The sequence below is a fragment of the Thermanaeromonas toyohensis ToBE genome, from assembly GCF_900176005.1.
Taxonomy (GTDB): Bacteria; Bacillota; DSM-521; order Neomoorellales; family Neomoorellaceae; genus Thermanaeromonas; species Thermanaeromonas toyohensis.
On record NZ_LT838272.1, the window covers coordinates 308,448 to 329,539 of the forward strand.

The window sequence follows — 21,092 nt, forward strand, 5'->3', positions numbered from 1 at the left end:
TATGTCCCTTCTTTCTGCCTTAGAAATAGCCCTTACTCCTTATAACCTCTTTGCTTGCTTTATAGGAGTAGTAGTAGGAACATTGACAGGAGTTTTACCGGGCTTGGGCCCTGCTGCAGCTATGGCTCTGCTTTTACCTTTAACTGTAAAGATGGGACCTACAGCAGGTTTGATCATGCTAGCAGGAATCTATTATGGGGCTATGTACGGTGGTTCCACTACCTCTATTCTGGTCAATGTACCAGGAGAGCCGGCCAGTGTAGTTACTTGTATAGAAGGCTACAAGATGGCTAGAAAAGGAAGGGCCGGTGCAGCCTTAGCTGTCAGTGCTATAGGTTCCTTTATAGCTGGAACCCTGGGGATAATCTTATTGCAGCTCTTCGCTCCCCCTCTGGCTAAAGCAGCCCTAGCCTTTGGGCCGGCTGAATTTTTTGCCTTAACTGTAGTAGGTATTATTTTGCTTTCCAATCTTTCAGGCAAAGGTGGTATAAAAGCATTCTTGATGATAGCCTTGGGACTTTTGCTTTCTACTGTGGGACTGGATCCCTTGGGCGGGGTGAACAGGTTTACCTTTAACCAGGCTTTGGCAGGTACTGGCTTAAGTTTTATTGCCCTAGCTGCGGGTTTATTTGGAGTGGGCGAAATTTTATGGTTAGCCAGCCAGCCAGAAGAAAAGACGGAACTTGTCACTAAGGTACGCTTACGAGATCTTTATCCTACTAGGGAGGAAATAAAGAGGTCTCTACCTCCTATACTTCGAGGGAGTTTCCTTGGATTTTTAATCGGCCTTATTCCAGGCCCAAGTGCGACCATTGCCTCTTTTGCTTCTTATAGCTTAGAAAAAAGCATTTCTAAGCATAAAGAGGAGTTCGGTAACGGGGCCATCGAAGGCGTGGCTGGCCCGGAATCGGCTAACAATGCTGCCTGCGCGGGAGCCATGGTACCTTTGCTTTCCCTTGGAATACCTTTTTCCCCTGCCATTGCTGTTCTTTTAAGTGGTATGCTCTTGGTGGGAGTTACACCTGGCCCCCTTTTCTTGCGTGATCATCCCACCGCTTTCTGGGGAGTAATTGGCAGCATGTATATTGGTAATATAATGTTGTTAATTTTAAACTTACCACTGGTAGGAATATGGGCCAGCATCACTCGTATTCCTTCCAAATACTTGATGCCTATCGTGTTACTATTCTGCATTGTGGGGGCCTATGCTGACAACAACAATATATTTGATGTATGGGTAATGCTTGGGGCTGGAGTAGTGGGATATTTGATGCGGAAATATGAATACGATCCTGCTCCCCTCCTCATCGGCTTGGTAATGGGGCCCATAATGGAGCGTTCTTTGCGCCAGGCCTTAATTATGGGCCGGGGAAATCCCATGATCTTTGTGTCCTCACCCCTTTCCCTCGTTATGTATGGGATAGCTTTGGCTATCGTTATTTTCATGCTAGTTAAAAAGCCCAGGGTTATAAGTGCAGATTGATATAGTGAGCTTGATGGGGAGGCAGGATACTTTGCAGGGAAAATCAGGCCTTTGGCTTTACGCCCTCCAGTGGGTTGTTTTTCACCTAGGAGTCATTATTTCAGTTCCCGTCATCGCGGGGAGCGCCCTGGGAATGAGTGCTTGGGAAATAGCTAGATTAAGTCAAATAACCTTTTTTCTAACCGGCTTGGCTAGTTTAATTCAGGTCAAGTTTGGCCACGGAGTATTGTTAGTGGAAGGGCCGGCAGCTCCTTGGTGGGCTGCCTATATACTTTTGGCTAGTATGGCGGCCGGGACGGGTAAGTCTCTGGTACAGGTCCGGACTAACATCGAAGGGGCCATGATCGTTGTGGGGGTTATTCTGGCTATAATGGCATGGGCCAGGCTAATCACCAGGTGGCGGTCCCTTTTTACACCACGCATTACAGGAGTACTCCTTACAGTATTAGGATTACAGATTGGGGGCGTAGGGGTTAAAGGTATTATTAGTGGGGGAATAAAGCTTTTTGGTATTGGCCTCTTGGTTCTGATAATGGTGGTTTATCTCACCCTGAACGGTAGAGGGATGTTAAAGCAAGGGGCCATTGTAGTAGGTGTTGCCTTTGGGTGGGTATTGAGCTTAGTAACCGGCTCCTCATCCTTCCCCAGGATAAAAGATGTGGGCTTGATTTCGTTGCCCTCTCTTTTCCCTTGGGGTAGGCCTACCTTTGATTTTGGAACCCTATTTTCCTTAAGTTTACTGGGTATATTGCTGATACCTAATGTAATAGGTAGTATTTCAGCCTGGGAAGCCGCTACAGGCGATAGATTGTCCGCCAATAAATATGACAGGGGGCTAGCAGCCAGTGGGGTGGTTAATATAATGAGCGGACTCGGGGGCGGAGTGGGAACTATTCCCTTTGCTATTTCTGCTGGACTTATTTCCGTTACGGGGAACGCATCTTCCCCACCTTTTATACTGGCCTGCCTAATGTTTATTGCTATGGGATTATTTCCCCCTTTAGGGAGGCTTATTGGGAGCATTCCCCAACCGGTAGTTGCTGCAGTATTGCTGGTATCAGGCAGTTCCCTAGCGGTGATTGGGCTAAAGGATATGTTACGGGAGGAAATTGCCATAAGGGAAAGCTATATAATAGGCTTAAGCCTCCTTTTAGGGATAGGAGTAATGCTTTTACCTTCGTCATATTGGGCAAAGGTGCCTGCTTGGGCCGCAGGGGCTTTGAGCAATGGTGTCATTGTGGGGACGTTAACCAGTATCTTGCTAGAACACGTAATCCTTAGGAGAAAACGCCAGCACCAATTAACCCAGAAGAAAGGTTAGGCTAGTAGATCTAATAGATCCCTAGCATTGGCGAGGGCATATCCTTGGGCGTCATTATTAAAGTAAGCATAGACGTCCAGGTTCTGTTCTAGCCAATGCTTTATTTTTTTAGCCCATTCCTTCAGCTCTTCTCGGGTGTAAGAGGAAGCGTACAGCTTCTGGCTTCCGTGGAAGCGTATGTATACAAAGCTTGCTGTAATTTCCTCAACCTTAGGCCAGCGAGGGCTGTCCGCCAGACAGAGGGCACACCCCGCTAAAGATAAAAGGGAGTAAACTTGAGGAGAGAACCAGGTTGCATGGCGGAATTCAAAGGAGTGACGTACTTGACTAGCCAGGGGGTGAGCTTGAAGGGCGGCGATAAAATCCGCTAGTAGCTTTGTGTCTGCTTTAAGGCCAGGAGGTAACTGCCACAAGATGATCCCTAGTTTATGCTGCAAGTGGGATACATGATGAAAGAATTTTTCAAGCTCAGTTTCCGTTTCTTTAAGGCGCTTGTAATGGGTTATCTGGCGGTGGCCCTTTAAAGCGAAGGTAAAATCTTCTGGAGTTTGTTCGTACCAGTTACCAAAGGTGGTGGGCCGGGGTAGGCGGTAAAAAGTTACGTTGAGCTCAACAGTAGGAAAATAGGAGGCATAAAATTTAAGCCAATCTTTGCTTGGCAGTTCTAGAGGATAAAACCGGCCCCGCCAATGGGGATAGTTAAATCCGCTGGTTCCAAGGAAAAGCTTGGCCACCCTGGAATCCTCCCTCTAACTTTAAAAGCGAGAATAGCTTACCATGGTAAGCCAACCCATGAATTATGAGAGGTTTATTCTACATGTTTAATTCTATTTCCTCTAAAAATATAACATCTCCGTATAAGTACTCGTACTCCCAGGGAATACTCCAAAGAGGCGTTGCGCTTTGGCAAAGCTTGCCTTATCTTGGCGAAGGAGTATAATTAACTTAGCAGGGGGTGACCGCCAGTGCCTTTACGGGTGGGTATCCCACGGGGATTGTCGTATTATTATCTTTTTCCTTTTATGCAGGGTTTCCTGGAAGCCTTGGGGGTAAGAATAGTAGTATCTCCTCCTAGCGACGGGCGGACCTTAGCCGATATGGTTTGCTGCCCTACAGATGAACCCTGTGTATCGGTAAAGCTCTATTTTGCCCATGCTAAGAGGCTCTTGGAAAAAGGAGTAGATTACCTGTTTGTCCCCGTTCTTTCTAGTGTAGATAAGGACAACTATTGTTGCCCCAAACTTATTGGGATAGCAGACATGCTAAAGAATGGGCTTGGTCTAAAGAGGAACCAGATTTTAACCCCTGAGTGGAACGAGAGGGAAAAACCTGGGTTTTGGGAAGAAAGCCTCAAAGAAGTGGCGGCTTGTTTAGGGGCAAGTATAGAGAAGGCGGAGGAAGCTATAAGGGCGGGAAAAGAAAGGCAAGCTTTCTTTGAAAGGTTAACCCGCCAGGGTCTCACTGTGGTAGAGGCTTACGCACAAATAACGGGTCAGGGTGGGGGGCCACGGCGCCGTTTTGACCCTGCGGCCGAGTATGATCCTTCCCAGGTTATAGGAGTATTAGGTCACCCCTATGTCCTTTATGATATAGTGGGACATAACCTAGTTGACCGGTTGCGCGAGTATGGGCGAGTTTGGACAGCCGAGATGGTCCCGCAAGAAGAGATCTCAAAGGAAGTGGGGACCCTTTTTGAAGGGAACAGGATGTGGGCCTTTGAGGCCCGGCTGTTAGGGGCAGGGTTTTACTTGTTACGGCGGGGTTTGGTAAATAAACTTATCCTAATGGAAGCCTTTTCTTGTGGCCCTGCCTCTGTACTGGAAGCCTTTCTAGAAGCTGAGGCTGAAGCTAGAGGTATACCTTTTTTGCGTCTTACAGTGGACGAGCATACTGGAGAAGCCGGCTTCGTTACCCGGTTGGAAGCTTTCCTGGACACCAGCGCCGGAGAGCCCTGGATGTCTCCTTTAGGATCACAAGCATCTCCTGGAGCAAGGTCAGATTCTTTAGTGTTGAATGGCGAGCTAGCTAAGGTTAGCGAGAGCCAGCGGTTACCAGTTTCGCACATCCCTGCCTTAAGGAGGGAAGAACTTAAGGTAGGGGCCCCGGGGATGGGGCTTTTGGATATCGCCTTGGAATCTGCCTTGGCTGAGTGCGGGGTTGAGATGATACCTACACCTCCCATAAGTAAAACCATTGTGGAGCTAGGGAAGGAACTGGCTCCTGAGTTTATCTGTTATCCCTTGGTTACCACCCTAGGCCAGATGCGAGCTGTTTTGGAAAAAGGCGCTAATACCATTATCATGGTGGGTGGTAAGGGAAGATGTCGCCTTGGTTGGTATGCCCAGCTCCAGGAACTCCTCCTTAAGAGTAAAGGATACGACTTCCGGTTAGTGATTATAGATTCCCCGGTACCTTTAAAAACCCGTTGGAAAACCTTCCGCCAGGCTTTGCGGGAAGCTACAGGTAACGCACCTTTATGGAAGATAGCGAAAGGCTTATACTTAGGTTATCATAAGATGGCTGCCTTGGACCGGGGTGAGGCTTGGGTCCGGCGGAAAAGGGCTTATGAAAAAATTAGAGGGGCAGCCGATAGGGTATGGAGGAGATTTGTACGGCAGATCAAGGAGGCGGGTTATGTTGGGCAGGTTAAAAGGGCAGAAAAAGAATTGTGGGAGGAGTTGCAAGCTATACCGGAAGAAGAGATTATCCCTTTGCGGGTAAAGATTATAGGGGAGATTTATACAGTTTTAGAGAGTTTTGTTAATCAAGAAATCGAGCGTTTCTTAGCTTCGCGAGCCGACTTAAGGGTAGAAGTAGTACGTAATTTGACGGCTACCCAATGGTTTGATCTCCATGTACTAAATAAGCAGGAAGCTCGTCAACACCACCAGCGGGTCATATCTGCTGCTAGGCCTTATTTAAGCGTTCCTGTAGGAGGTCATGGCCAAGAAAGCGTAGGCGAGCTAGTGCTGGCTAAAGAGGAAGGCTTTGATGGAGTGATACATCTTTTGCCTTTTACCTGTATGCCCGAAACAGTAGCCCAGAATATAATGGTGCCCTTAAGCGAGAAACTAGATTTACCCTTGCTTTCTCTGATAATCAACGAGCAGACAGGAACAGCAGGTTGGGAGACGCGGCTGGAAGCTTTCTTAGAGGTTCTGGCCGAAAGACGAGAAGAGGGCTTAAGCTATGGAGGTGGAAGATTTGGAGTGCTTCTTGGGTATTGATGTGGGTAGCGTAAGTAGTAAGATAGTGGCCTTAAGCCCGGAAAAGGAGATCCTTTTTGAAACTTATCTTCGAACCCACGGTGGCCCCATTGAGGCTTTGCAGACGGGTTTTAAAGAACTTCAGGATGCACTCCCCGATGCCCAGGTACTAGCTGTAGGTACCACGGGGTCTGGACGCCATTTGGCCGCGGCCATGGTGGGGGCGGATACTATAAAGAATGAAATTACTGCCCATGCAGTGGCGGCGCGAGAAGTTCATCCTGAGGCTAGGACAGTGATCGATATTGGGGGACAGGATTCTAAGATTATATACCTTAAGGACGGGGTATCTCGCGGGTTTAACATGAATACTGTGTGTGCAGCGGGGACAGGCTCTTTTCTGGATCATCAGGCAGCACGGTTAAATGTACCCATCGAAAAATTCGGGGAACTAGCTTTAAAATCTAAAAGCCCTGTACGCATTGCGGGACGCTGCGGGGTCTTTGCGGAGTCTGACCTTATCAGTAAACAGCAGATGGGGTATAGCAAAGAGGATTTAATCGCTGGACTCTGTTTAGCCTTAGCCCGCAATTACCTTACCAATGTGGCCCGCGGTAGAGAAATAAAACCTGTGGTTCTTTTCCAAGGCGGCGTGGCGGCCAACGTGGGCTTAAGAGCAGCCTTCGAGGCTCTTCTAGGTTTACCCATAGTTGTTCCCCCCCATTTTCGCGTGATGGGTGCCCTGGGAGCAGCACTACTTGCGCGGGAGAGGTGGCTAAAATACCGGATGCCCACTAAGTTCCGGGGCATCGCTGCCATAGCTAGTTTCAAGTGCACCCCGCGGAGCTTCATTTGCAACGATTGCGCTAACACCTGTGAAATAAGCGAACTTTATGTCCATGGAGAGCTTGTGGGCCGGTGGGGCAGCCGATGTGGTAAGTGGGCTAACTTAAGCCTTTCTTCCGCTGATCGTGAAGATCAAAGGGAAAAGTTGACCCTTTTACGCCCCGGTGCTTAAGCTAAAGGGGGAGAGCATGGTGCGGGTAGCAGTTTATCCGGGCACCTTTGACCCTATTACCAATGGTCACCTGGATGTCATCAAGCGGGCGTGCAAGCTTTTTGACCGAGTTATTGTCGGGGTGGCCAGGGATAACTATAAGCAAACCTTGTTCTCTTTGGAAGAAAGGGTTAGGCTGGTCCAGGAAGTTACGCGGGATATTCCCGGGGTGGAAGTTAAGGCCTTCCAAGGCCTTTTAGTTGATTTTGTACGGCGTGAAGGGGCCTGCGCTGTGGTACGGGGCTTAAGGGCGGTTTCCGATTTTGAATACGAGTTTCAGATGTCTATTATGAATAAAAAGCTGGCCGAGGAAGTGGAAACCGTTTTTCTTATGACAGCCACGGAGTATTCCTTCCTGACCTCCAGTATTATACGCCAGGTGGCTGCCCTGGGTGGGTGCATCAGGGGGTTGGTCCCTCCGGCGGTAGAACTAGCCCTTTACGAGAAATTCAATTTAGCAGAGAAATATAGGGTCTAAGGCGTTTCCGTTAAATAAGCTTTTTTTAGATAAGGGTTTCTTTGGGAATAGGTAATAGGGTGATTGGATATAGGCAGGCTAAGGCCTGCTATTTTTTATTCTTCATTTTTTACTTAATTAGGTTGTCCTTAAACAAGAAATTAGCTATTCTATATTGCGTACTAGAGGCATATAGTATAACATAATTATTGTAAGATCTTATGATGCAGATCGCCTCATTAAAAGGGGGGTTGATACATGCCAGAGAAAATTACCTTAACGGTGATCAAGGCGGACATTGGAGGGTGGGTAGGCCATTCCAGCGTGCATCCGCGCCTGTTAGAGACAGCAAAGGAAGTCCTCGCTGGAAGTGATCTTCTTGTGGATTTTCATGTTACCCATGTAGGAGATGATATTAACTTAATTATGACCCATCACCGGGGAGTGGATAGCCCGGAGATCCATCACCTGGCTTGGAATGCCTTCTTACGGTGTACCGAAGTTGCCCGGGAAATGAAGCTTTACGGCGCCGGCCAGGATTTGCTTTCCGATGCCTTCTCAGGAAATGTTCGAGGCATGGGACCTGGTGTGGCGGAGATGGAATTTGAAGAGAGAAGAAGCGAACCTGTAATTATCTTTATGGCCGATAAAACAGAACCTGGCGCCTGGAACCTTCCTCTTTATAAAATGTTCGCCGATCCCTTTAATACCATCGGTTTAGTTATAGATCCCAAGATGCACCAGGGCTTCCGCTTTGAAGTCTATGATTTGGTGGAAAATAAGCGTGTGGTCTTCTCCTTACCTGAGGAAATGTATGATCTTTTAGTATTCATAGGCGCACCGGGCCGGTACTGCATTAAAGCTGTTTATTCTAAAGCCACGGGGGAAATTGCGGCTGTTTCCAGCACCCAGAGGCTGAACTTCCTAGCTGGCCGTTATGTGGGGAAAGATGATCCGGTGTGTATTGTGCGCTGCCAGAGCGGGCTACCGGCTGTGGGAGAGGCTTTGGAGCCTTTCGCCCATCCTCACTTAGTGGCGGGTTGGATGCGAGGGTCACATGTAGGCCCTTTGATGCCTGTATCTGTGGCCCAATCTGCACCTACCCGATTTGATGGCCCGCCCCGCGTGGTAGCCCTTGGTTTCCAGCTAGCTAACGGGAAGCTTATAGGGCCACAGGATCTCTTTGCAGATGTGGCTTTCGACCAGGCTCGCAGGCTTGCCAATGAAGTAGCTAGTTACCTCCGCCAGCTAGGGCCCTTTGAGCCCCATCGTCTTCCTTTAGAGGATATGGAGTATACTACTTTACCAGAAGTAATGGCGAGGTTAAAACACCGGTTTACCAAGGTAGCCCAAGGGGTAGAAAGAGAAGTGGCTGCTGCGCGTGAGGAATTGGGCGCGAAGTAAGCTTAAGTACCATATTCTTAAGTAACGCTTTTAAGGGGGCCTGAAGAAGGGGCCCTCTTTAATTTTTAAATTTTACCCGCTATGGTTTTAAGTTGTTGACGAAAGCCCGGGATATTAGCATAAAAAATAAATAGACCAAGAATTTTTTCCTTGCATTTACCCCCAGCTTGTGGTGTAATTGATTTTGCTTGCTACTTAATAAGTGGGGGTCTGTAGAGGTGCTAGACCAGACAAGAACACCCATTTTCACTGCTTTAAAGCGGTACGTTGAAGAGGGAGTTTTGCCTTTCCATGTACCCGGGCACAAACAAGGCCGGGCGTTACCGGAATTTAAGGAATATGTAGGCGAACGGGTCCTGGCCATGGATTTAACTTGTATGCCTGATCTGGATAATATTTGTAACCCCCGGAGCGTTATTCGTGAGGCCGAAGAGTTGACAGCCGAAGCTTATGGTGCTGACCATGCCTTCTTCCTGGTCAATGGTACTACCTCCGGGATCCAGGCCATGATCTTAGCTCTATGTAACCCTGGTGACAAGATTATTATCCCTCGTAATGCTCATCGTTCAGCTCTAGGTGGTCTTATTTTAAGCGGTGCGCGGCCCATTTATATAGAACCGGAGATCAATCACGATTTTGGAATCTCCATGGGTGTAACACCGGAGAAGGTGGAGCGGGCTTTAAATGAACATCCAGATGCTAAGGCAGTCTTTATCATAAACCCCAACTATTACGGTACAGCTCCGGCCCTAAAGGAAATAGTAGAAGTAGCCCACCGGTATAACGTTCCGGTAGTGGTGGATGAAGCCCACGGGGCTCATCTAAAATTTCATCCGGCTTTGCCGTTATCCGCTATGGAGGCGGGAGCGGATCTGTCGGCGGTAAGCGCTCATAAGCTGGCGGGTTCCCTTACCCAGAGCTCGTTTCTCTTAGCGCGGGGCGATAGAATAGATCCTAAGCACCTCAAGGCTGTCCTTAATATTTCCCAAACTACCAGTCCCTCTTATATCCTTTTAGCCTCCCTTGATGTAGCGCGCAAGCAGATGGCTCTTTGGGGCCGCCAGCTTCTAGATCGTACTCTAGAGATCGCCCACTTTATCAGGCAGGAATTATCTGGTATCGAAGGCCTGCGGGTTTTAGGTGAAGAAGTAATTGGGGTGCCCGGTTGCCATGCCCTAGATCCTACCAAGATTACAGTGAACGTGCAGGATCTAGGCCTTTCGGGCTATGAGATGGAAAATATCTTACGTAGAGAATATCGCATCCAGGTGGAGTTATCCGACTTGTACAATGTGCTACTCCTTATCTCCATAGGCGATGATTGGGAGATGGCCAGGCAGGTGGTAAAAGCTTTTAAGGATATTGCCAGCCATCGCCCTGTGAAGAATGTGGTACGCTTCTGTCCTCCCTTACCTGCTATACCCCGTATGTCGGTGTTGCCGCGGGAAGCCTTTTATAGCCAGACCCGCAGTATAGAGCTAGAGTATGCCGAAGGGGAGATTAGCGCCGAAGCTATTACAGCCTATCCCCCGGGGATTCCTTTAGTCTGCCCCGGAGAGGTGATTACGCGGGAGATTATAGATTATGTCAATCTGCTTAAAAAAGAACAGGCCGATCTCCAGGGACCCGAGGATCCCGAACTTAAATATATCCGGGTGTTGAAGGATACGGTGAGCCTCCTAGAAAGGGAGGCGATAAGCCGCGCCGGGCGGGCTTAGGATATTGGCAGTAAGCTTTCGGTAGAAGAAGGGCTAAAGAAGCGGAGTTAAAGCGTAGATGAAGTGGAGAGGGCCTCTATACTTATGTTATAATATCCATAGGGTGAGTTAGCCCATGGTTGTATATGGGGTTATTCTTTTAGGTGGAGTAGTGTTAGTCTGCGGGTATTACCTCTATCGTCAACGGAAGGATCCAGGAATAGAAATTTTCCCAAGGAATACACCTCCGAATAAAGGATAAATTCAAATTGTGTCGAATAACTGGTCGTGAGCAGGGAAAGGGAGGAAGGGGAACATTTGCGGGTACTTCCTCTGGAATGCTTGCGACCGGGTATGGTGGTAGCCCGGCCCATCTTTGATGCAGAAGGCCGGGTATTATTAAATAAGGGTGTTATCTTAAAGCCATATTACATACAGCGGCTACGTGAATTAGGTATACCGGCCGTTTATATAGCCGATGAGACAGGGCCGGAGGAAGAAATAGCGGACGTAGTGTCCGAGGCCACCCGGCTTAAGGCCCTAAAGTTGGTTAAAGAAACAATGGAAGGAGTTAAAGGAAATAGGAGCGCAGGTAAGGCAACTTTAATTGAACCACAACGTGTACGGCAAGTAGTAGAAAATATTATCGAGGATCTCTTGAGCCATAAGGGTATAATGGTTAATCTTAAGGATATAAGGGCCCTTGATGATTACACCTTTGCCCATTCAGTTAATGTGTGCATTTTCGCTGTTATTACAGGGATAACCTTAAAGTATCCTAAAGCCAGCCTCCTCCAGTTGGGCATGGGTGCTTTACTACATGATATTGGGAAAACCCTTATACCCGTTGAGATTCTTAATAAGCCGGGTCCCTTAACCCCAGAAGAATATGAAATAGTATGTAAACATGCACAGCTAGGTTTTGAGATATTAAACCAGCAGGAAGGGTTGGGGAAGCTTGTTCCCCTTGTGGCTGGTCAGCATCATGAACGGTATAACGGCAGCGGTTATCCTTGTGGTCTTAAAGGGGAGGCTATTCATGAATTTGCAGCGATAACAGCTATTGTGGATGAATACGATGCTTTGACAGCTGACCGGGTGTATCGCAAAGCCTATCCCGCTCACGAGGCTTATGAGATGCTGGCAGCAGCAGGTAATTTTAAACATGATTACCGTTTAGTGAAGGCTTTCCTCTCGAACGTAGCCGCTTATCCTGTAGGTACTTTAGTGCAGCTTAATACGGGGGAGGTAGGAATAGTACTAGAAACCCTCCCGGGAAATTCCCATAAGCCCCGGGTGCGTCTTCTTTACGACCGCGAGGGGAGACCGCTTAAAGTTCAGCCAGAACTAAACTTAGCTGAGGAATGGGAACGGTGGATCGTGAAGGTGGTACCGCCTGGGGATGAACTTAAATAGGTAAACGGGGTGAGAATAAATGCCAACCTATGATTTTAGGTGCCAGGAATGCGGGCATATCTTCAGTGAATTTGTACCTATAAAAGATAAAGATAAAGTGCGCTGTCCAGCCTGCGGAGGGGCTGTGAGCCAGCGGTTTACCGGTTTTATTTATATGGCGAAAGGTAACGGTGGTAGCGTAAGCTCGGGTGGCAGTTGTAGCGGTAATAGCTGTAGCAGTTGTAGCGGGTGTCATTAGAACGGGAAAGGCCTCGTGGAAGAGGCCTTTTTTCTTCACTTTTTGCTAAGAGCTATGAGATAAATTTCGTCCGTTCCTGCAATTGTATTGAGGAGCTGTTCTGCTTCTTTAAGCTTTTCTAGCTGGTTTTCATTTAGGGTAGCTATTTTTAGCCTTTCCCAGTTAAGCATTCCTTTGACCTCCTTTCCAAAGATTATTTTTGCTTTATTACTTATGTATGATGCTGGGAATTCACTCCGAAAGATAAAAAATTGCATTGTCTTAGATTTTAGTAGATCCAAAGGGAAAAGTCGACATTAGTGAAAGAGAGTATTTGCTTTCGCTTCATTTTTCAGGTTTAGTGTTTAAAGTTGCATAAAAATTATTATTTAACTGGCAGGATTTTTTGCTTTCATGTTGAATATATTGTACATGTAAGATGGTCTAACTATCAGAACATATAAAAAGAGAGGGGGCGAGAGGAGTAGACTACGCCCAACGAAATAATTTAGAAAAGTGATTTTAAAAAATACCCTAAACACGGTATTGGACAAAGCACAAGGGAATTTTTTAGCGGACGATATAATAAAAGCAGTAAAGTAATAAAAGCAGTAAAGTAAAAGCAGGAGGAAGGGGTGGCAAAATGAAGTTTTATCAGAATTATAACCCGCTAGGTAGTTTTGCACTCTCTACTCTTGTGGCAGCTCTACCTATAATAGTTCTACTTTACCTTTTAGCCATTCATCCATGGAAAGATGAGCAGGGGCGACAGCATAGGGGCATTTTAGCTCCGTATGCCGCAGCTTGCGCTGTTGCCACGGCTCTCCTTATAGCTATCTTAGTAGAAAAAATGCCAATACCCACAGCTATCGCAGCTTTTATAAATGGTTTTGCCTTTGGAATGTTACCTATTGGATGGATTGTATTTTCAGCTATGTTTCTTTATACCATGACCTTAGTAACTGGTAAATTCGAAATTGTAAAAAACACTGTCGCTGGAATATCGCCTGACAAGCGGCTTCAAGCTCTGCTAGTCGCCTTCTCCTTTGGAGCTTTTATGGAAGGCGCTGCAGGCTTCGGGACGCCAGTGGCAGTAGCAGGGGCAATGATGGTAGGCTTAGGATTTCGTCCGTTACCAGCGGCCGTGATCTGCTTAATTGCCAATACTGCACCTGTAGCATGGGGGGCTATCGGTACTCCTATTATTACTTTAGCTGGTGTAAGCGGTATACCAGAGAAACTATTGACTATGATGGCGGGTAGACAGCTTCCTTTGTTTTCTATTATTGTTCCCTTCTGGATGGTAGCCACCTTAGTATTTATGAATAGAGGTACCTGGCGGGATGTTTGGGAGGTATGGCCTGCCACTTTAGTATGTGGTTTATCTTTTGCAGTGGCTCAATTCACCATGTCTCAGCTGGGTAATACCATGATTGTGGACATAGTTAGTGGTATCTTTAGTATGGTGGTAACGGCGCTCTTCTTAAAGATATGGCAGCCTAAACGTATTATTACTTCTGAAGAAGAATTCGGAAATCATGGTAAGACTAAGGGCTTAGATCCTGATTGGCGCAAAAAATTGCCCCACTATAGTACTGGTGAAATTATCCAGGCCTGGATGCCCTGGATTCTCCTATCTGTTGCGGTTTTCCTATGGGGCCTGCCCGGTTGGAAAAGCTTCTTAAACAAGATTTCTGTGATAAATATACCTGTCCCTTATTTGCATAATGTGGTATACAGGGTACCACCTGTTGCTCCACAGCCTCATCCAGAACCTGCCATTTACACTTTTAATTGGCTTTCAGCAGCTGGGACGGGGGTATTTATTGCCGCTCTTATTTCAGGACTCTTTGTCCTTCGTATGTCTGCAGAAGAATGGAAGTTGACCATTAGACGCAACATAAACCGCATGAAATTGCCCCTTGCTACCATCGGCCTAGTACTTGGTCTCGGGTTTACTACCCGGTATTCTGGTCTGGATGCTATTTTAGGGCTAGCTTTTACCCGGACAGGATGGCTTTATCCTTTCTTTGCTTCCATGTTAGGATGGTTAGGCGTGTTTTTAACGGGTAGCGATACTTCTTCCAACGCTATGTTCGGTAGCCTCCAGCGTATAACGGCAGAACAGTTAGGTATGAATCCTGTGCTTATCGTTACAGCTAACAGCACTGGTGGTGTGATGGGCAAGATGATCGATGCCCAAAGTATCGTGGTGGCTACTGCTGCTTGTTATGAAAATCAAGAGGAAGGGACCAAGGCAGTAGGACCTATCTTCCGCAATGTAGTATGGCACAGCATTTCCTTAGCTATCCTACTTAGTTTCTGGATTTTCCTACAGGCATATGTATTCCCCTGGATGATACCGCCTTACACGCCGCGTTAAGTAAAAGTAAAAGATTTAGCTGGGCTTTCAAAACTTGTATGCCCCGGTTATATATACCGGGGCTTTGTTTGTGTGCCCGGCATGGGCGTTGGCTATAGGGTGGAAGTCCCGAACGACGAAGGTAGCAGTAGTCGTTAGCTTAAGGCAAGGGTGTCCGCCGTGAGGCGGAATCCGAAGGAAGCCGGCGGCAAACCTCCGGTCCGACGAACAGGAACCGCATAGGAGGCTAACAGCAGTTGGATGAGCTTGCGAACCAAAGCGAAGTCCTTGCTACCGAAGGCTGCTGAGAGTATATGCGGCGGATGGATGGAGGGAAAGTCAACGCTCTTACCCGGGGAGGCCTGCCAGGTATGCCAGGTAACCTGGTAACCTGCACTGGAAGGTGCGGTTGAACTGGCAGGAGTCAGCAGAGGTCATAGTACCTCTCTCAGACGTCAGAGGGAGGGAAGGACCGAACATAAGGACAGGGAGGCACTTTATGAGTTTGAGAGAAGGGCGAAGACAGCCGAAAATCCTGGAAGGGAGCTACCCACGGGAGGAAGCGGTGAATCTGCGGGGGACCGTGGGAGTGCCTAGTCCTTCTCCGGCACGAGTAGGGGAGCCACCCTGCGGGGACGGTACCGACCTGATGGAGAAGGTGGTAGAGCGGAGCAACATGCTTCGTGCCCTGCGCCGGGTAGAGAGCAACAAAGGAGCGGCTGGTGTAGACGGCATGGAGATAAAATCCCTTCGACCATACCTCAAGGAGCACTGGCTGAGGATAAGGGAAGAGTTGCTCAAGGGAACCTATAGGCCGCAGCCGGTACGGAGGGTCGAAATCCCGAAACCCGACGGAGGCGTAAGGCTATTAGGGATACCCACGGTGCTGGACCGCCTGATCCAACAGGCCCTTTTACAAGCGTTAACGCCGATTTTTGACCCGGGTTTCTCAGAACATAGTTTTGGCTTTAGGCCGGGCAGGAACGCCCACCAGGCGGTAAAAGAAGCCCAGGGGTATATTCGAGAGGGATACAGGTATGTGGTGGACCTGGACTTAGAGAAATTCTTTGACCGGGTAAACCACGACATTCTCATGGCCAGGGTAGCCCGGAAAGTTAAGGACAAGAGAGTACTGAAGCTTATCCGTGCTTACCTTAAGGCAGGGGTCATGGTGGGTGGTATCTGTATAACCTCAGAGGAAGGAACGCCGCAAGGAGGGCCGTTAAGCCCACTTTTAGCCAACATAATCCTTGACGATCTGGACAAGGAGTTAGAGAGACGGGGTCACAAATTTGTCCGTTATGCGGATGACTGCAACATATACGTAAAGAGCCAAAGGGCAGGACTTCGCGTAATAGAGAGCGTGAAAAGGTTTGTAGAGGGGCGACTAAAGCTCAAAGTCAATATGGAGAAGAGTGCAGTAGACCGGCCATGGAGAAGGAAATTTTTAGGCTTCTCCTTCACCTGGGAACGGGAACCGAGGATAAGGCTAGCGCCCAAGACGATAAAGCGGTTTAAGGATAGGATACGGCAGATAACGAGGCGGAACTGGAGTATAGAGCTTAAGCAGCGCATAGAGCTTTTGAACACTTATCTTAAGGGATGGATAGGGTACTTTCGGCTAATAGACACGAGAAGCACTCTGGAAGCGTTGGATGAATGGATAAGGCGACGGCTCAGGATGTGTCTGTTAAAACAATGGAGGAAACCCCGCACCAGGAGACGTAACTTAGTAGCGCTAGGGATACCTGAAGACTGGGCGAGCCTTATAAGCGAGTCCCGGAAAGGGTACTGGCGGCTGGCGAACACTCCCCAAGTGAATAAGGCCCTTGGCCTTAAATATTGGAAAGACCAAGGGCTGACGAGCTTAGTTGAACGGTACTTAGAACTTCGTAGCGCCTTATGAACCGCCGTATACCGAACGGTACGTACGGTGGTGTGGGGGGACGGGGGTTAGCCACCCCCTCCTACCCGATAACTTAACAAGAATTTAACATAGGAAAATCCTTGACACCCCTAGCTAGGTTCTTTATACTGAAACATAAACATATTTTTTAAGGCTTTATTATTTCTTCTTTTGGGCGGGTGAGGCCCTAAGGAGAGTGGGAGGGAAGAGATAGGGTGGGGCTTATTATTTACTTAGATGGTAAATTTGTGAACGAAGAAGAGGCTAAAGTTTCTGTGTTTGATCACGGGCTCCTTTATGGTGATGGTGTGTTTGAGGGTATCCGAGCTTATCATGGTCGGGTGTTTAAGTTAAAGGAGCACATCCAGAGGCTTTATGAATCGGCCAGGCATATAGCCCTGGACCCTGGTCTTACCCAGGAACAAATGATGGAGGTAGTACTGGAAACCTGCCGGCGTAACAACCTTAAGGATGCTTATATCCGGCTAGTGGTAACTAGGGGCCGTGGTGATTTGGGACTAGATCCGCGCAAATGCCCCAAACCCTTCATCTTCTGCATCGCCGCTGATATTCAGCTTTATCCAGAGGAGCTGTATGAACGGGGGTTGGAGCTGGTTACGGTAGGGACGCGAAGGAACGCGCCCGATGCCTTGGATCCGCGCATTAAGTCCCTAAATTATCTTAATAACATTCTAGCCAAAATAGAGGCTACCCGCGCGGGGGCACCAGAAGGATTGATGCTCAATAAAGAAGGCTATGTGGCAGAAGCAACGGGGGATAACATATTTATTGTTAAAAATGGCTACCTCTATACCCCTCCTGCTCACATCGGCCTTTTGGAGGGCATCACCCGGAATACAGTCCTTGACTTAGCTAGGAAGCTTGGTATACCTGCGGCAGAAAAAGTGTTCACCCGCCATGATGTATATACGGCGGATGAATGCTTCTTAACCGGGACTGCAGCAGAAGTTATCCCTGTAAGCCAGCTAGATAGCCGGCCTATCGGGGATGGCAGGCCGGGACCTATAACCCGGAGGCTTATCAGCGCTTTTCGCGAGTTAACCCAGGTAGATGGACCGGAAATCTTTCCCCGGAAGGAGTAGTGAGGGAAATTGCGTAGCGATAGCATGAAAAAAGGCTTAGCGCGGGCTCCTCACCGCTCGTTATTTAAAGCTACTGGCCTTACGGATGAAGAATTATCTCGCCCCCTTATAGGAATTGTAAACTCCTACAATGAACTCGCTCCGGGCCATGTTCACTTAAAACTTGTAGCCGAGGCCGTAAAAGCAGGTGTGCGGATGGCCGGGGGAACTCCTTTAGAGTTTTCCACTATAGGGGTCTGCGATGGTATTGCCATGAACCACCTGGGTATGAAATATTCTTTGGCCAGCCGTGAACTTATTGCTGATAGTATCGAAATAATGGCTATAGCTCATCCCTTTGATGGCCTGGTTTTCATTACCAATTGTGACAAAATAGTTCCGGGGATGCTTATGGCTGCCGCAAGACTAAACATACCCGCCATTTTTATAAGCGGTGGCCCTATGTTGGCTGGACGATACCTGGGAAGGGATGTATCCCTTACCACCATGTTTGAGGGCGTAGGTGCAGTTCAGGCAGGTAAGATGACGGAAGAAGAGCTTAAGGAGCTGGAGGATTGCGCCTGCCCAGGATGCGGTTCTTGTGCAGGGATGTTCACGGCTAATACCATGAATTGTCTTACAGAAGCCTTAGGGATGGGCTTGCCAGGCCATGGCACCATCCCGGCTGTACATGCTGCTAGAGTGCGCTTGGCTAAGGAGGCCGGGCAAAAAATTTTGGAGTTGGTGAAGAGGGACATCCGTCCCCGGGATATCATGACCGAAGCGGCCTTCCATAACGCGGTGGCTGTAGATATGGCTCTGGGAGGCTCTACCAATACCTGCTTGCATCTTCCGGCCATCGCTAGGGAGGCAGGGGTAGAGTTACCTTTACAAGTTTTCGATGAAGCTAGCCGGCGCGTACCCCAACTTTGCAAGCTAGATCCAGCGGGTAACTATCATATACAGGATTTACATGAAGCTGGTGGTATCCCAGCGGTTATGGCTGAGCTATACCGTGCTGGATTGCTAGAGGGTAATTGCCTGACAGTAACGGGCCGGACGGTAGCAGAAAATTGCCAGGGGAAAAAGGTGTACAACCCGGAGGTCATCCGGCCTGTGGAAGATCCTTATAGCCCGGATGGTGGTCTAGCTATACTTTATGGTAGCCTAGCTCCGGAGGGAGCAGTGGTTAAAAAGGGAGCTGTGCTCCCAGAAATGATGGTCCATAAGGGACCAGCACGGGTCTTCGATAGTGAAGAAGAAGCTTTTGAAGCTATCATCGGCGGAAAGATTAAGCCGGGCGATGTAGTAGTTATTCGTTACGAGGGGCCGAGGGGAGGCCCCGGGATGCGGGAGATGTTAAGTCCCACCGCGGCTCTGGCTGGCATGGGTTTGGATACTTCAGTTGCTTTGATTACCGACGGCCGCTTTTCTGGTGCCAGCCGGGGAGCTTCCATAGGTCATGTGTCCCCGGAAGCTGCGGCTGGAGGGCCCTTAAGTTTGGTAAAGGAAGGAGATCTTATTTCTATTGATATCCCAGGACGTCGATTGGATCTCTTAGTAGAAGAAGAAGAGATGGAGCGCCGGAAGAAGGAGTGGCAGCCGCCGGCTCCAAAGATAACAAGCGGATATTTGGCTCGCTACGCACGCCAGGTGAGCTCTGGCGCCCGGGGTGCAGTACTAGAGTAGATTGCCTTTAAGGTGGTAGTTAAGCACCGCCATGGCGTTACTTCATGGTAGGTGCAGTGCTAGGCAAACTCCCTTCAAGGAGGTGCTTTTACCATTGGGGATTTCGGTACGAAAACGAGGTTAACAGGTGCCCAGATAATTATCAGGGCTTTACAAGCTGAAGGTGTGGATACAGTATTCGGGTATCCCGGCGGGGCTGTGCTTCCCCTCTACCATGAACTTTATACAGCCAATATCCGCCATATTTTAACCCGCCATGAACAGGGAGCTGTCCATGCTGCTGACGGTTATGCGCGGGCTAGTGGGAAGCCAGGAGTATGCATAGTAACTTCCGGGCCGGGGGCTACTAACCTGATAACAGGCATTACCAACGCTTTTATGGATTCTATCCCCCTTGTACTCTTAACTGGCCAAGTAGGTGTAAACTTAATCGGCCGGGATGCTTTCCAAGAGGCGGACATCACGGGCATCACCATGCCCATTACTAAATACAATTTTCTAGTTAAAAATATAAAGGATCTTGCGGCTACCATCCATGAAGCTTTTTATATTGCCACTACAGGTCGACCTGGGCCAGTCCTTATAGATATCCCTAAAGATGTTACCACCCAGATAGAGGTTTTTAATGGTTACCCGCCTAAGAGTACTTTAAGGGGTTATCGCGTGTACCAAGACCCCCATCCCCTACAGGTGATCCAAGCGGTTAAGGCCATATCCAAGGCGGAGCGCCCCTTGCTTTTTGCTGGGGGAGGAGTTATAAGTTCTGGCGCCCATGAAGAGTTAAGGCTTTTAGCTGAAAGCCAAGATATTCCAGTAATTATTAGCATGATGGGTAAGGGCGCCTTCCCTGAGGATCATCCCCTTTTTGTGGGTATGGTGGGCATGCATGGAACCGTGGCCGCCAATAATGCCGTCTGCGAATGTGATCTTTTAATCGGAGTAGGCGTGCGTTTTGATGACCGGGTTACCGGGAAGATTGAGGATTTTGCCCCGCGGGCTAAAATAATCCATATTGACATCGATCCAGCAGAGATCGGGAAAAATGTTCCCGCCCATATTCCTTTGGTGGCTGATGCCCGGCGGGCTCTACAGGCCTTGCTGGCTGAGCTACCTGGTCCCCAAAAACATCCTGCTTGGCGAGAAAGGATCCGCCGCTGGCAGGAAGAATATCCCCTCCAGTATAATAGGGATTGTGGTCTTAAGCCCCAATATGTGATAGAGGAACTTTACCGTTTAACTCAAGGAGAGGCCATTATTTCTACTGATGTAGGGCAGCACCAGATGTGGGCTGTGCAGTATTACCCGGTCAGGCGACCGCGCACTTTCTTGTCTTCTTGTGGCCTAGGAGCCATGGGTTTTGGTGTGCCTGCAGCTATGGGTGCCCAGATTGCTAAACCTGAGGCTACTGTTATAGCTATTACCGGTGATGGTAGTTTCCAGATGAATTCCCAGGAGCTGGCAACCATAAGCTATTACAAGCTCCCTGTTAAGATAATATTACTGGATAATGGTTATCTAGGGATGGTACGCCAGTGGCAGGAATTCTTCTTTGACAGACGTTATTCTTATTCAGATCTGTCCGCTGGTAACCCTGATTTTGTAAAACTTGCCGATGCTTATGGTATCCCTGCCCTTAGGGTTACGGAGAGATCCCAAGTAACTCAAGCTTTGGAAAAGGCCTTAAGTTATAACGGTCCCTTCCTGGTGGATGTTAAAATAGACCGCGAAGAGAACGTCTTACCCATGGTGCCTCCCGGTGGCACCTTAAGTCAGATGGTGGTAGGGAGGTAAAGGG

At 48.4% G+C, this 21,092-nt stretch carries 16 protein-coding genes; 14 read left to right on the forward strand and 2 right to left on the reverse strand.

The features are described from left to right. The first annotated feature begins 1 nt into the window (after position 1). On the forward strand, positions 2 to 1,483 hold the full coding sequence (locus B9A14_RS01580) for a tripartite tricarboxylate transporter permease (RefSeq protein ID WP_084663372.1): 1,482 nt from the start codon (positions 2 to 4) through the stop codon (positions 1,481 to 1,483). Next, complete coding sequence (locus B9A14_RS01585) at positions 1,473 to 2,804, forward strand: uracil-xanthine permease family protein (protein ID WP_084663374.1); 1,332 nt, start codon at positions 1,473 to 1,475, stop codon at positions 2,802 to 2,804. Before B9A14_RS01580 ends, B9A14_RS01585 begins: the two co-directional genes overlap by 11 nt. On the opposite strand, the gene B9A14_RS01590 is transcribed toward B9A14_RS01585, so the two are convergent. Then, positions 2,801 to 3,538: a DUF72 domain-containing protein gene (locus B9A14_RS01590; RefSeq protein ID WP_084663376.1), complete on the reverse strand. Its 738-nt coding sequence runs from the start codon at positions 3,536 to 3,538 to the stop codon at positions 2,801 to 2,803. The two genes, B9A14_RS01585 and B9A14_RS01590, sit on opposite strands and share 4 nt — an antisense overlap. Before the next feature lie 231 nt (positions 3,539 to 3,769). Between B9A14_RS01590 and B9A14_RS01595 the strand changes: the two genes are divergently transcribed. From B9A14_RS01595 to B9A14_RS01625, 7 genes are all read left to right on the forward strand, one after another. After that, the gene (locus tag B9A14_RS01595; protein ID WP_084663378.1) at positions 3,770 to 6,031 is read left to right on the forward strand and encodes an acyl-CoA dehydratase activase-related protein; all 2,262 of its coding nucleotides are present in this window, start codon (positions 3,770 to 3,772) and stop codon (positions 6,029 to 6,031) included. After that, complete coding sequence (locus B9A14_RS01600) at positions 5,994 to 7,028, forward strand: acyl-CoA dehydratase activase (RefSeq protein ID WP_197686545.1); 1,035 nt, start codon at positions 5,994 to 5,996, stop codon at positions 7,026 to 7,028. Before B9A14_RS01595 ends, B9A14_RS01600 begins: the two co-directional genes overlap by 38 nt. A 19-nt stretch (positions 7,029 to 7,047) precedes the next feature. Next, positions 7,048 to 7,545: a pantetheine-phosphate adenylyltransferase gene (gene coaD / locus B9A14_RS01605; protein ID WP_084666996.1), complete on the forward strand. Its 498-nt coding sequence runs from the start codon at positions 7,048 to 7,050 to the stop codon at positions 7,543 to 7,545. 237 nt (positions 7,546 to 7,782) lie between these two features. Next, complete coding sequence (gene fbp, locus B9A14_RS01610) at positions 7,783 to 8,928, forward strand: fructose-1,6-bisphosphate aldolase/phosphatase (protein ID WP_084663380.1); 1,146 nt, start codon at positions 7,783 to 7,785, stop codon at positions 8,926 to 8,928. 218 nt (positions 8,929 to 9,146) lie between these two features. Beyond that, the gene (locus tag B9A14_RS01615) at positions 9,147 to 10,646 is read left to right on the forward strand and encodes an aminotransferase class I/II-fold pyridoxal phosphate-dependent enzyme (RefSeq protein WP_084663382.1); all 1,500 of its coding nucleotides are present in this window, start codon (positions 9,147 to 9,149) and stop codon (positions 10,644 to 10,646) included. A 297-nt stretch (positions 10,647 to 10,943) separates the two neighbouring features. Beyond that, the gene (locus tag B9A14_RS01620) at positions 10,944 to 12,041 is read left to right on the forward strand and encodes an HD-GYP domain-containing protein (RefSeq protein WP_084663384.1); all 1,098 of its coding nucleotides are present in this window, start codon (positions 10,944 to 10,946) and stop codon (positions 12,039 to 12,041) included. A 19-nt stretch (positions 12,042 to 12,060) separates the two neighbouring features. Beyond that, entirely contained in the window at positions 12,061 to 12,279 is a 219-nt protein-coding gene (locus B9A14_RS01625) for an FmdB family zinc ribbon protein (protein WP_084663386.1), read from the forward strand. Between the two features lie 35 nt (positions 12,280 to 12,314). Here the strand turns inward: B9A14_RS01625 and B9A14_RS17865 are convergent, their stop codons facing one another. Continuing rightward, entirely contained in the window at positions 12,315 to 12,449 is a 135-nt protein-coding gene (locus B9A14_RS17865) for a hypothetical protein (RefSeq protein WP_269456751.1), read from the reverse strand. Positions 12,450 to 12,901: 452 nt separating this feature from the next. On the opposite strand from B9A14_RS17865, the gene B9A14_RS01630 reads away from it, so the two are divergent. From B9A14_RS01630 to ilvB, 5 genes are all read left to right on the forward strand, one after another. After that, positions 12,902 to 14,641: an L-lactate permease gene (locus tag B9A14_RS01630; RefSeq protein ID WP_084663388.1), complete on the forward strand. Its 1,740-nt coding sequence runs from the start codon at positions 12,902 to 12,904 to the stop codon at positions 14,639 to 14,641. Positions 14,642 to 15,119: 478 nt separating this feature from the next. Then, positions 15,120 to 16,526: a group II intron reverse transcriptase/maturase gene (ltrA, locus tag B9A14_RS01635; RefSeq protein ID WP_084663390.1), complete on the forward strand. Its 1,407-nt coding sequence runs from the start codon at positions 15,120 to 15,122 to the stop codon at positions 16,524 to 16,526. A gap of 215 nt (positions 16,527 to 16,741) precedes the next feature. Further along, positions 16,742 to 17,629, forward strand: coding sequence for a branched-chain-amino-acid transaminase (gene ilvE, locus B9A14_RS01640; protein ID WP_084663392.1), 888 nt, complete (start codon positions 16,742 to 16,744; stop codon positions 17,627 to 17,629). Between the two features lie 9 nt (positions 17,630 to 17,638). After that, a complete protein-coding gene (ilvD, locus tag B9A14_RS01645; protein ID WP_084663394.1) occupies positions 17,639 to 19,297 on the forward strand; it encodes a dihydroxy-acid dehydratase in 1,659 nt (552 codons plus the stop codon). A 93-nt stretch (positions 19,298 to 19,390) separates the two neighbouring features. Continuing rightward, entirely contained in the window at positions 19,391 to 21,088 is a 1,698-nt protein-coding gene (gene ilvB / locus B9A14_RS01650; protein WP_084663396.1) for a biosynthetic-type acetolactate synthase large subunit, read from the forward strand. Positions 21,089 to 21,092 lie beyond the last annotated feature (4 nt).

Excerpts from the sequence above, each read along its gene's own strand:
- B9A14_RS01580 (WP_084663372.1), top strand. The coding sequence starts at position 2 with ATGTCCCTTCTTTCTGCCTTAGAAATAGCCCTTACTCCTTATAACCTC.
- B9A14_RS01600 (WP_197686545.1), top strand. The coding sequence starts at position 5,994 with ATGGAGGTGGAAGATTTGGAGTGCTTCTTGGGTATTGATGTGGGTAGC.
- fbp (WP_084663380.1), top strand. The coding sequence starts at position 7,783 with ATGCCAGAGAAAATTACCTTAACGGTGATCAAGGCGGACATTGGAGGG.
- B9A14_RS01625 (WP_084663386.1), top strand. The coding sequence starts at position 12,061 with ATGCCAACCTATGATTTTAGGTGCCAGGAATGCGGGCATATCTTCAGT.
- B9A14_RS17865 (WP_269456751.1), bottom strand. The coding sequence starts at position 12,449 with ATGCTTAACTGGGAAAGGCTAAAAATAGCTACCCTAAATGAAAACCAG.
- B9A14_RS01630 (WP_084663388.1), top strand. The coding sequence starts at position 12,902 with ATGAAGTTTTATCAGAATTATAACCCGCTAGGTAGTTTTGCACTCTCT.
- ltrA (WP_084663390.1), top strand. The coding sequence starts at position 15,120 with ATGAGTTTGAGAGAAGGGCGAAGACAGCCGAAAATCCTGGAAGGGAGC.